This window comes from Komagataeibacter intermedius TF2, from assembly GCF_000964425.1.
Taxonomy (GTDB): domain Bacteria; phylum Pseudomonadota; class Alphaproteobacteria; order Acetobacterales; family Acetobacteraceae; genus Komagataeibacter; species Komagataeibacter intermedius.
Genome location: NZ_BANF01000008.1, coordinates 15,673 through 27,533, shown reverse-complemented (window position 1 = coordinate 27,533; position 11,861 = coordinate 15,673). Strand labels below are relative to the sequence as shown.

The 11,861-nt window shown below is 64.3% G+C and carries 8 protein-coding genes; 1 reads left to right on the top strand and 7 read right to left on the bottom strand.

Going from position 1 to position 11,861, the window contains the following annotated elements; genetic code table 11:
* Window positions 1-2 precede the first annotated feature (2 nt).
* The 7 genes from B7449_RS01190 to B7449_RS01160 all read right to left on the bottom strand — a co-directional run bounded on the left by B7449_RS01190 (window position 3) and on the right by B7449_RS01160 (window position 8,854).
* Window positions 3-1,139, bottom strand: a complete 1,137-nt coding sequence (locus B7449_RS01190; protein ID WP_082084717.1) for an MlaE family ABC transporter permease — start codon at window positions 1,137-1,139, stop codon at window positions 3-5.
* 208 nt (window positions 1,140-1,347) lie between these two features.
* A complete protein-coding gene (locus B7449_RS01185) occupies window positions 1,348-2,418 on the bottom strand; it encodes a hypothetical protein (RefSeq protein ID WP_039736355.1) in 1,071 nt (356 codons plus the stop codon).
* The gene (locus B7449_RS01180; protein WP_082084714.1) at window positions 2,415-3,149 is read right to left on the bottom strand and encodes a 2OG-Fe dioxygenase family protein; all 735 of its coding nucleotides are present in this window, start codon (window positions 3,147-3,149) and stop codon (window positions 2,415-2,417) included. The genes B7449_RS01185 and B7449_RS01180 overlap by 4 nt, the downstream gene beginning before the upstream one ends.
* Window positions 3,142-5,709: a mechanosensitive ion channel family protein gene (locus B7449_RS01175; protein WP_235721331.1), complete on the bottom strand. Its 2,568-nt coding sequence runs from the start codon at window positions 5,707-5,709 to the stop codon at window positions 3,142-3,144. The genes B7449_RS01180 and B7449_RS01175 overlap by 8 nt, the downstream gene beginning before the upstream one ends.
* Window positions 5,710-5,898: 189 nt before the next feature.
* Window positions 5,899-6,492, bottom strand: a complete 594-nt coding sequence (locus B7449_RS01170; RefSeq protein ID WP_039736353.1) for an RDD family protein — start codon at window positions 6,490-6,492, stop codon at window positions 5,899-5,901.
* 117 nt (window positions 6,493-6,609) lie between these two features.
* Window positions 6,610-7,845 (bottom strand): bifunctional glutamate N-acetyltransferase/amino-acid acetyltransferase ArgJ, encoded by a 1,236-nt coding sequence (gene argJ, locus B7449_RS01165; RefSeq protein ID WP_039736352.1) that lies wholly within the window; start codon window positions 7,843-7,845, stop codon window positions 6,610-6,612.
* 103 nt (window positions 7,846-7,948) lie between these two features.
* Entirely contained in the window at window positions 7,949-8,854 is a 906-nt protein-coding gene (locus B7449_RS01160; protein WP_039736351.1) for a peptidylprolyl isomerase, read from the bottom strand.
* 247 nt (window positions 8,855-9,101) lie between these two features.
* Here B7449_RS01160 and secA point away from each other — a divergent pair, with 247 nt between their 5' ends.
* A complete protein-coding gene (gene secA / locus B7449_RS01155; protein WP_039736350.1) occupies window positions 9,102-11,843 on the top strand; it encodes a preprotein translocase subunit SecA in 2,742 nt (913 codons plus the stop codon).
* Window positions 11,844-11,861: the final 18 nt, after the last annotated feature.

Genomic DNA, 11,861 nt, shown 5'->3' with positions numbered 1-11,861 from the left:
GGTCAGATCCCGATGACATTGGCGATAACCGCGAAGATCGCATCCAGTGCGATCACGCCCACAATGCCCACGACCACGGCCTTGGTCGCGGCAATGCCCACGTCGGCGGCGCTACGTCCGGCCTTCAGCCCGATGCGGCAGCTGGTCAGGCCGACGAATGTGCCGAATACGAAGCTTTTGATGAAGCCGAACGTGAACTGGTCCAGTGGCAGCGCCTGGATCGTTTCGTGGAAATAGCCCAGAGGCGACACGTCCAGCATGATATAGGACACGAAGAACCCGCCCAGCATGCCGATCAGGCAGCCGTACAGGTAAAGCAGCGGCATGGTGAAGGCGAGGGCAAGCACCGATGGCAGGATCAGGTAACTGGAAACCGGAATGCCGAAAACCTGCAGCGCGTCGATTTCCTCATTGGCCTGCATGGTGGAAATGCGCGCGGCATAGGCGCCGCCGGTACGCCCGGCCATGATGATGGCGGTCATGACAGCCGACATCTCGCGCACCATGGCAATGGCCACAAGGCTTGCGACATAGATGTCAGCCGCGAATTTATGCAGTTCCACCGACCCGACGAAGGCCAGGATCGCGCCGACCAGGAAGTTCACCACGCCCACGATCAGCAGCGCCGCCGGGCCCGCGGCGTTCAGGTCGGACATGAGGTCGACGGTGCGCATCATCCCGCGCCCGACCAGCGAGGCCAGTCCCCCCTTGGCCGCCGCCGTGCCCATCTCGCTGACACAGCCGACTTCGTTCAGGGTGTCGAGCGTAAACTGCCCCACGGCCGCCACCGGGGCAAAATGATGGGGCGGCGGAGGTGTTGGCTCGGGCGGAATTTCAGGCAGCAGGTCCAGCAGCTTGTGCGCGGATTCCGGCAGGGTGTTGGTATCGACGTTCACATGGGCTTCACGCGCGCTGCGCTTGAGTTCCCACAGGAAGCTGATCAGCGAGGTATCCCATTTGCCAAGCTGGTCGGTGCTGAATTCGACCGGCTCACCGTGCGGCACGTCTTTCAGCGCATCGGTGGGAAAGGCGGGCGTACGTCCTTCCTGTGCAATCCAGTCCCCCGACAGGGTGACAAGGGTCCGGTTCGCCTCGGGCTGAAGATGCCATTGCGGCGCACCATTGACGGACGTATTCACCAGCCTCTCCAACCTCAGTGCCGCAACCTTGCCTGCCCGGTTACGGGGGCGGCATGCACAAAACAATCCCCGTCCATCTTGCATGACTGCGTCGCGCATGCGCATGGCGGGCATCTCACGGTATCCTGTTTTCCATACCAGATGACCCGCCCGGCACAAGCCCCGCCGGTGTGGAGGCTCCGCGATGGCAGCGCATGGCTTTGCCCCGTTACCGGTCCATGCGGGGCAGGCCGGGTGGGTCATGCAGGACGTCCAGTACCGGGTCCGCAGGCGGTTTCCCCTGTATGACAGCACGCATGTCCGCCATCAGGCGCAGGGCCGTGGTCATGCGGTAATGCAGGGGATCCCAGAAATTATCGCGGTTTTCCGTCAATGCGCTGTCATGGTTGAAATCAAGGGCGATCACGTTGGGCTGGTGGGCGGCAATCCGTTCCACCCCCAGCCTGCATGCCTGCAGCCGGGCTGCGGCAATGCCTCCCGCCGTCCCGTGCAGGAATGCCGATGCGGGCGGAAACCACAGGATGCGGATGGTGGAGGCAGGCATGCGCCCGACCATTGAATCCAGCAGCGCCATTGTGGCCGGTGGCGTGTCGGCCATGCCGGGCGGGGCGGGGCTGTTATCTGGTGGCGCCCAGTGGTCGAACGCGGCCTGCACCCGTCCCCGCAACTGGTCGTACCGGTCATCGGGCGGCACGAAACTGGTATAGCCATCCATGCCGAAACGCTGTGTCTTCTGGCCGGTCAGCCACAGGAACTGGTTGGCGGCTTCCTGCAGGGCATACAGGCTGGCCATGTGCAGGTAGCCGGTCCATGCGGGGTGGCCGTACATCCATTCCGGCCACGGGCGGTTGGGGGATGTCAGGCTGCCGGGGCGTTCATGGCACCAGGCGGCGTCCACGCCGATCATGACAATGCGCGGGGCGGGATGGGCGCGCAGGAAGGTATCGAGTTCGCGCGCCTGTTCCCACGGGCTGGCGCTGTTCATGGCCATGTTCAGGAAATGCGTGCCCAGGGCGCGGTCCATCACGGCGGGCTGGATCAGCCGGCTGGTGGATGTGCCCAGCATGACGGAATCAAACCGCGGGTTACGCGCCAGCGCGGGCATGGTGTAACGGGCGTTGGAGGTAACGGGTATGCGGGGCAGGCGGGGGGAAAGGGGCAGCACGTCCCATGGGTCAACCGTTACGATGAACAGGTAGAGCCCGCCCCCCACTGCCAGCATGACCGCCAGCGCAAGCCGGCAGAAGTGTCGCCACGCCCCCGCCTGCACCGGCGTCATTGATGGCGGAATGTCACGACCAGTACGTCACGATAGGCCGGTCGCGTGGGATCAAGGGGACGCACCGCGGTGACCCCGTGATAGACGCGGTTGTCATTGACCACCGCCGTATCCAGCGGCTGGTCCAGCATGAAGCTGCCCACCAGGTTACGCTGGAGGTCATGGATGGCGGTTTCGCCTGACATGACGTTCTCGCGCCGGATCATCACGACCATGACCCAGTCCACGCCATCACGGTGCAGCCCTTCGGGTGTCGGCTGGCCGGGATTATCCCCCTGCGCCTCGATGCGGAACTGATGGATTTCGGTATGCCATGTATCGGGCATGACGGCCGGATCGGTCAGGTCGGTCACGATCCGGTGCATGAGCCGCAGGATGGCGACCAGCGCCGGATGCGTCCCCATTTCCGGTTCCACCGAGCGGAACCAGCGTTCGATGCCGCCATTCAGTTCGTTATAATCGCGGCTCTGGTAATGGGGCTGGTGTTTCTTGCGCTGGATGCCATCGGCGCTGATGGCGAAGGTGGCATGGCGGCGGCGGCGGTACCGGCCGCCATCCGCCATGTAGCGGTCCAGTCCCAGCCGGTTCCAGCTGCTGGCGAAGCTGGCCCAGTCACGCAGGCCGTACTGTTCCAGCAGGGGACGCATGTCCCCCGCCGGCACGAAGGCGTAGCCATCCGTGCGCAGCGGGGATTCCAGCCCCGCCAGCAGCATGGGCGTTCCATCAGCCATGGGAGGGGTCATTCCCCTTGGGGCCGGTGGCGTCCTTGCCGTCCCCGCCATCCGCCCCGGGGGCGACGGGCCTGGGTGCCTCAGGCTGCGCGTTGTGCGCGGCGAGGATGGCTGCGGGATTTTCCTCCATGTTCATGCGCAGGGCGCCGCTGGGCGCATTGGCCAGCATGTTCACCGAGGTCGGGATCGGGAAGGCAACCTTTTCCTTCACCATGCGCGCGCCCAGGCGGGCATAGTATTCGCGATAGACCTTCCATTTGGCCCCCGCAGCCGTGCGGATGGAACCAAGGAACTTGGCCCCGTTCCCATCCGCCTGCTCAACGCCCAGGAACGAGAAGTCGGACTTGATCAGCGGACCATAGACGGGATCCTTGCGCAGCAGGCCCAGTTCGTCCTTCAGGATCGCAGCGACGCGATGCGGATCTTCCGACAGGTCCAGCATGAAGCTGACCACCACAAGGTTGTAATCGCGCGAGGTATTGGCAATCGACGTTACGGAGGAGAACGGGATGATATGCAGGTCCCCATTGACCGCGCGCAGCCGCAGGGTGCGGATCGACAGGTGTTCCACCGTGCCCGCGACGCTGCCCGCCGTGACCCAGTCGCCCACCTGCATCGCATTTTCCACCAGCATGAAGAAGCCGGTGATGAAGTCCTTGACCAGACTCTGCGAACCGAAGGCGATGGCGGCGCCCATGATGCCCGCACCGGTCAGCAGCGGAGCGACGTTGATGCCGATCTGCGACAGCGTGGTCACGGTCACGATGATGATGATGAAAGTCAGCAGCACCGTGCGGATGATCGGCAGCACCGTGCGCAGCCGTGTGGCGCGGGATGCCTGGTCCGATGTCTCGAACCGGGTGATCTGGTTCTGCAATGTGGCGTTGGCCACTTCCCACACCACGATGGCGATGGTGTAGGCGACCATGATCGTCAGCATGGCGCCCACGATCTTCGGACCCAGCGAACCATGCAGGAAGAAGCGGATGGCGGGCAGGCCCCACGACTGCAGCAGCAGCACGACGGTCACGAATGTCAGCAGCACCGACAGCGTGCGCCGGGCCATGGGATAGTAGTAGTCCACGCGGGCCTGCAGGCCGGGGTACCGCTTTTCGGTGGCTTCAGGCACATGGAAGATCTTGTTCTGCAGGCTGAAGGCCAGCACCGACAGCAGCCGCGCGCCAAGGATGACCACGATTGTCAGCGACAGCGTGCGCAGGATCCATGCATAGCCACCACGGATCTGGGTCGCCCATACCAGCCACAGCGCGAAGTCGAAGAACATGGCCGGTATCCACCAGAAGCGGACCATCTTGCCCACGAACATCCAGAACGGCTTTTCGCGCAGGCGGCCCGATGGCTGCAGGGCCGCGCCCACATGGTGGCGGATGCGCCAGATGAAGATTGCGATCAGGATATGTTCGATCAGCACCACGGCGCGGATGATGGCCTCCGTGCCGCGTGCGGGCATGTCGAACACGCCGCCCAGTGTGGACAGGCAGACCACGATGGACGGTGCCGCGACAAGGAAGTTCCACCACCGCGTGACCATGCGCGCCGTTGCGTCCGATGCGCTGCACAGGCGGATGGTGGGCGAATGGGGAACGAATACCGTTTCCAGCAGCAGGTAGATCACGCGCGCGATGACATAGGCGTTCGTCAGCGTGATGGTGACCATCGCGGCCTGATGGGTGGAGGTGAACAGGGCGGACGCGCCATAACCCAGCCCGCAGAACAGGGCGACCGGCATCAGCTTGATCAGCAGGTGCAGCAGCGAATAGGGGATGCGCGTGATGATGCGCAGCGTTTCATGCTGCTGGCGGTCATCCTGCTGCCGGGTCTGTTCGGTCTGCTGTTCGGCCTTGGCATCGGCGGAGGATGCAGGTGGCGGGGCAGGCTGGCTGTTATCCGCCTGGTCTTCACGCGTCAGGCGCTGGTTCAGGCGCTGTTCGGTCGCGACCGCGCGCGCGGTGACACCCGCCAGCGGCTTGCGCATGGCGATGGACAGCGCACGTTCGGCGACAAGGGCCAGGATGAAGATGATGCTGGCACGTCCCATCGCATCCAGCAGGATCCGGCGTGAATCCGCATTGGACAGGATGGAATGGACCCACCGGCCCACAAAGGCCAGGTCCTTGAACAGCGCCATGAAGTTCTGGCCCTGCTGCAACGCGACGTCGCGTATGTGGGTCAGTTCGTTCATGGTTTCGCTGCTGATGCTGTCGGGTTCAAGCGACACATCGGCGGGCGCGGCGGCTTTTTTCGCGGGGGCCGGGGCAGGTGCGGCGGCAGCCGGCCTGGGCGCGGGCAGTCCCTTGGCTATGGCATCAAGGGTGCGGGTGAACTCCTCGCGCTTCTGCGGGTCGTTCATGACCGACAGGACCTGCTGCGCCTGCTGGCTGGTTATTCCCTGCGCGGCCGGGGCGGTGGTGTCTGCCGCGCGGGCCTGCATGGCCATGGGCAGCAGTGCCAGCATGAAGGCCGCCAGCAATGTCAGGATGCCGCCCCGTCTGGACCGGGCAGGGGCGGGATGGACCGTTGTCGCGTAATGGGCCGACATGCCGATTGTTCACCTCCTTGGAAATCCGGGACCCCTGCGCAGCGTTGCCCGGGTCCCTCGCCGTAACACCAAAACGCCCGCGCGCATTCCTGCGCGGGGCGGACCGTCATGCTGCGGGAAAAACATTCAATATCAGAATAGAAGGCGGGCAGAGGAGACAAGGTTGCATTTTTGTCATGTTTTTTTGTGTCAGCCGCCCCATTGCGGCGGCAGCGGCGCGGGCGCGCGCGCTTCGCGCCGGATCACGCATGTGCCCGCCAGGATGTCGTGCAACCCCTGCTTGCGCTGCGTCCACATGACCATGAGGAAGCCCACCCCGCAGATCAGCGCCGACAGGTATTTGCCAAAATACCGCCCCGCTGCCCGCAGCGCCGTGATGCGGTTGCCATACAGGTCGGTCACGCGCATGCGGCACAGGATCTTGCCCGGCGTGGCCTGCAGGGACGACGCCTCGAACACGATGTAGTACGCGGCAGGCAGCAGCAGGGTGATCAGTTCAAACAGCCCGTTACCGTTCCAGTGCAGGTGGGGCATGCTGGAAACGATGGTGTAGTCTGCTGGCTGGATATAGGAAATCCGGTAATCGCCCCCGCTGCCCCCGGTTGATTGCGGGTCGAATATGGAGATCGAGAGGCTGGGCGGCACCAGCAGCATGCCCAGCAGCCCCAGAAGCGCCCACAGCACGATGGAATCGATCACATGGGCCACGACCCGGATCCAGAACCCTCCATAGGTCCAGACATCCTGAGGGGTGGAAGCAGGGCGGAAAAACGGGTTTGTCATGCAGGCTGTTCCTGTCTGGCAGACGTGATGGGTATACCACCACAGCAATGCCATTGCTGCGTGCGCAACGGAACAGGAAAAAAACGGACGCCCGCAATCAGGCGCCCGGCAGGCGCCTTAGCTGCGATAGGACCCGTTGATGTTGATATAGCCGTGCGTCAGGTCACAGCCCCATGCCTGCGCCGTGCCGTTGCCCAGACCCAGGTCGACCGTGATCTCGATTTCCTGTCCGCGCATGTGTGCGACCACGGGCGTTTCATCATAATCGTGCACGACGGTGCCGTTCCGGGCGATCCATGTCCCGCCAATGCCGACCGACAGCGTATCGCGGTTGGCGGGTTCGCCACATTTGCCGACCGCCATGACGACGCGGCCCCAGTTGGCGTCTTCACCTGACACGGCAGTCTTGACCAGTGGGGAATTGGCGACCGCCATGGCGACGCGGTGGGCCGAGTCATCGGACACCGCGCCCGTGACGACGATGTGCATCATCTTCGTGACGCCCTCGCCATCGCGGATCACCAGCAGCGCGAGTTCCAGCAGCAGGGAATCGAGCGCCGTGCGGAAGTCCGCCAGATGCGGGGACTGCGCATCCCCGATCTCCACATTGCCTGCCTGTCCCGTGGCGAACAGCAGGATCATGTCGGAGGTGGAGGTGTCCGAATCCACCGTAATGCAGTTGAAGCTGTGCTTGACGCCATCGGACAGCAGGGACTGGATCACACCTGCGGGCAGCTTCGCATCGGTTGCGATGAAGGACAGCAGGGTGGCCATGTCGGGCGCCACCATGCCGCTGCCCTTGACGATGCCCTGAATGCGTACCGTGGTGTCCCCGATGCGCGCCGTGCGGGTCGCTGCCTTGGGGAAGGTGTCGGTAGTCATGATGCCGCGCGCGGCGTCCGCCCAGCCGTTATCCGACAGGGTGGCGTACAGGCCGGGCAGTGCCGCCGAAATCTTCTGGTAGGGCAGGATTTCACCGATTACGCCGGTGGAGGCGAGGAAAACCTCGCTCGCGGCACAGTTGACCAGGCGCGCCGCATCGGCGGCGTTGGCCTGTGTCGCCTCAAACCCCGCGCGACCGGTAAAGACGTTGGCGTTCCCGGCATTGACCACCAGCGCGCGCGCACGGCCATCGGCCATGGCGGCGCGGCACCAGTCCACCGGCGCGCCGGGGCACTTGCTGCGGGTATACACGCCCGCGACGGTCGTGCCCGGCACGAATTCCGCCATCACCAGGTCGGTGCGTCCCGTGTAGCGGATGCCCGCCGCTGTTGCGCCAAAACGCACCCCCGCCACGGGCGGAAGTTCAGGCAGTGGCCGGGCAAGGGGGGAGACGGGCAGGGCATTGGCCATGGTCGGTCAGGATCCTGGGATGACAGCGGGAAACAGGGGAATGGATAAGGCAGGTGGCGCGGGCGGGAACGCGGTTACGCGTCCGCCCGCGCCACATCCGGGGTCAGTGGGCCGCGGGCTGTTCGGGCAGCGGCTTGCCGTCGGGGCCGTAGCGCACGACCTTGACCTGCGACAGGGCGTTGCTCACGGCCTTCTGCACGCCTTCCTGGATCAGCTTCTGGCGGATCTGGTCGCGGGTTGCGTCCAGCGTTGGCGTCGGCGCGGTACGCTTGCCCAGAACCTGGATCACATGCCAGCCATACTGGGTATGGACCGGGGTCTGGCTGAAGGTATTGGGCTGCATGGCCGATGCCGCATCCCAGAAGGTCGGCAGCATGTCGCCCTTCTTGAACCAGCCCAGATCACCGCCGTTCTGCTTGGCCGATCCGGGGTCCTTGGACAGCTTCGTGGCCAGCTGGCCAAAATCGGCCCCGCCCTTGAGCTGCTTGATGACGTCGTTGGCCTCGGCCTCGGTCTGCACCAGGATGTGGCGGGCGTGGATTTCTTCCGCACCCGGCTTGTTGGCGTAGTTCTTGTCGTAATACGCCTTGACCGCATCATCGGTCAGCGTCGGGGCGACCTGTGCGGACAGATAGGCATTCTGCAGCGCATTCTGCGCGGCCTGCTGCATCTGCTGCTGGACGTCGGGCTGCTTGTCCAGCCCGGCCTTGGCGGCCGCGACCTGGATGGCGCGCTGGTCCACCAGCTGGTTGAGCAGGATCGGCACGATGATGTTGTCGGGCAGCTTGCGCAGCTGCTCGGGCATCGTGGCCATGGCCTGCCGCACGTCATTGAGGCGGATGTCCTGCCCGTTCACGCTGGCGAGGAGCGGATTCTGGTCCGCCGTGGCCGGCGCCGCGGGCTTGGCCGCCGCCGGCGCGGGCGATGCCGCGAATGCAGGAGGGACAATGAAAGAAGAAGCAAGCAGGGCCATCGTTGCGACAGCCTTTGCCGGACTGATAGTCCGCATGTGCAAAAAACCCTAGTTATGAACGCGTTCGGCAGGCATCATGGCGAAGGGCGGCCCGACCTGCAAGGGCCGGATGCGATATGGCCGTTTTCCCCCGTTTCCGCCATGGCGCTGCGGTCCATCGGTTGACCAGTGGCGGCGTGGGTCCTATCTCATGTTTCCGCGCGAGAATTTTATCCGCCAAGCCTGCCCCCGCCCCCGCCGGTCCGCTGCGGGCGTGCGGGACTGTCATTCCGGGAAGGTCTTCATGTTCGCCAGTATTGCCCGCGCCCTGTTCGGAACCGCCAATGACCGGGCGCTGAAATCGTACCAGCGGCGTGTGCCCGCGATCAATGCGCTGGAACCCCAGGTTCAGGCGCTGGACGATGCAGCCCTTGCCGCCAAGACGACCGAGTTCCGTGAACGCCTCGCCAGGGGCGAAACGCTGGATGCCCTGCTGCCCGAAGCCTTTGCCGTCTGCCGCGAGGCATCGAAGCGCGTGCTGGGCATGCGGCATTTCGACGTACAGCTGATTGGTGGCATGGTCCTTCATGATGGCAAGATTGCGGAAATGCGAACGGGTGAGGGCAAGACCCTTGTCGCGACGCTTGCCGTCTATCTCAGCGCGCTTGCGGGCAAGGGCGTGCATGTCGTGACCGTCAACGACTACCTCGCCAGCCGCGATGCCGACCAGATGGGCGCGCTGTACAACTTCCTTGGCCTGAGCGTGGGCGTGGTCGTGCCCAACATGCCCGAGGATGAGCGCCGCGCCGCCTACCGCGCCGACATAACCTACGGCACCAACAACGAATTCGGCTTTGACTACCTGCGCGACAACATGAAGTACCGCGTGGAGGACATGGTCCAGCGGCCCTTCCATCATGCCATCGTCGATGAGGTCGACTCGATCCTGATCGATGAGGCGCGCACCCCGCTCATCATCTCCGGTCCGGCCGAGGACAGTTCCGACCTGTACCGTGCCGTGGACGAAGTGATGGTTGCCCTGGTGGCCGATCCGGAAACATATGAGAAGGATGAGAAATTCCGCTCCGTCATCTTGACGGAAAAGGGCGCGGAACAGGTGGAGGACCTGCTGCGCACGGCGGGCGTGCTGCATGAAGGCGGCCTGTATGACAGCCACAACGTGGCGGTGATCCACCATGTCCAGCAGTCGCTGCGCGCGCATACGCTGTTTACCCGCGATGTCGATTACATCGTGCGCGGGGGCAAGGTGATCATCATTGACGAGTTCACCGGCCGCATGATGGAAGGCCGCCGGTATTCGGATGGCCTGCACCAGGCGCTGGAAGCCAAGGAACATGTCGAGGTCCAGCAGGAAAACCAGACCCTGGCCTCGATCACGTTCCAGAACTACTTCCGCATGTATCCCCGCCTGTCGGGCATGACCGGCACGGCCATGACGGAAGCGGACGAGTTCGCGGATATTTACAAGCTCGACGTGATCGAGATCCCGACCAACCTGCCCGTCGCGCGCAAGGACGATGATGACGAGGTCTATCTGACCGCGCGGGAGAAATACGAAGCGGTCGCCAGTCTGATACAGGAGATCAGCAGGACATCCGGCCAGCCGGTGCTGGTGGGCACGACCTCCATCGAGAAGAGCGAATACCTTTCATCCCTGCTGCGCCAGCACGGCATCAAGCATAACGTCCTTAACGCCCGCTTCCATGAACTTGAGGCCGAGATCGTGGCGCAGGCAGGTGCGCCGGGGGCGATCACGATCGCGACCAACATGGCCGGGCGCGGCACCGACATCAAGCTGGGCGGCAATGTGGACATGCTGATCCACCAGCGCCTTGCCGGTATCGAGGATACCGAGGAACGCGCCCGGCGCGAGCAGGAACTGCGCGAGACGGTGGCGCGTGATCACGATATCGTGCGCAAGGCGGGTGGCCTGTATGTCATCGGCACCGAACGGCATGAAAGCCGCCGTATCGACAACCAGCTGCGTGGCCGTGCGGGCCGTCAGGGTGATCCGGGCAATTCGCGCTTCTTCATCTCGCTTGAAGATGACCTCATGCGCATTTTCGGCACCGATCGCATGGGCAACATGCTGCAGAAGCTGGGCCTGAAGGAAGGGGAGGCCATCGTCCATCCCTGGATCAACAAGGCCCTTGAGCGCGCGCAGAAGAAGGTCGAGGCCCGCAACTTCGACATGCGCAAGAACACGCTCAAATACGATGACGTGATGAATGACCAGCGCAAGGAAGTCTATGCCCAGCGCCGGGAATACATGGGGGCGGAAGATGTCTCCCCCATCATCACCGAAATGCGTGAAGACGTGATCCACGACATGGTGGCCCGCTGCATCCCTGAAAAATCCTTCCCCGAACAGTGGCTGAAGGACGAACTGGCGCAGGGCGTGCAGGCCACGCTGAACCTGACCCTGCCGATTGCGGACTGGGCGAAGGAAGACGGCGTGGACGCCGGCGTCGTGACCGAACGGATCGAGCAGGCCGCCGCCCAGTCGCAGGCCAGCCGGGCCGCCAATTTCGGCCCCTCGGTCATGCGGTATGTTGAAAAGCAGGTTCTGCTGACCACGTTCGACGCGGTGTGGAAGGAGCACCTGCTGGCCCTGGACCAGCTGCGCCAGGGCATCGGCCTGCGCGCGTATGGCCAGAAGGACCCGCTGAATGAGTTCAAGCATGAAGCGTTCGAACTGTTCCACGCCATGCTGGACCTGCTGCGGGTGCGCGTGACCTCCACCATGGCGCGGGTGGAAATGGCGCCCCCGCCGATTGACAATCCGTTTGCCGGTGTTGCCGAAATCCACTCCGACCCCGAAGTGCCGGGGCTGGAGAACGAGCCGGGCCCCGGCCTGATGCCCGACGCAACGGGCCGCCAGCCGGACCCGTCCATGGCCACGCCCATTGGCGGGGCGGCGGTCATGCCCGATGACCCGTCCAGCTGGGGCGAGGTTTCGCGCAATGCGCCGTGCCCCTGCGGGTCGGGCAGGAAATACAAGCACTGCCACGGGCGGCTGGTCTGACCAGCCGTCCCCGGGGCG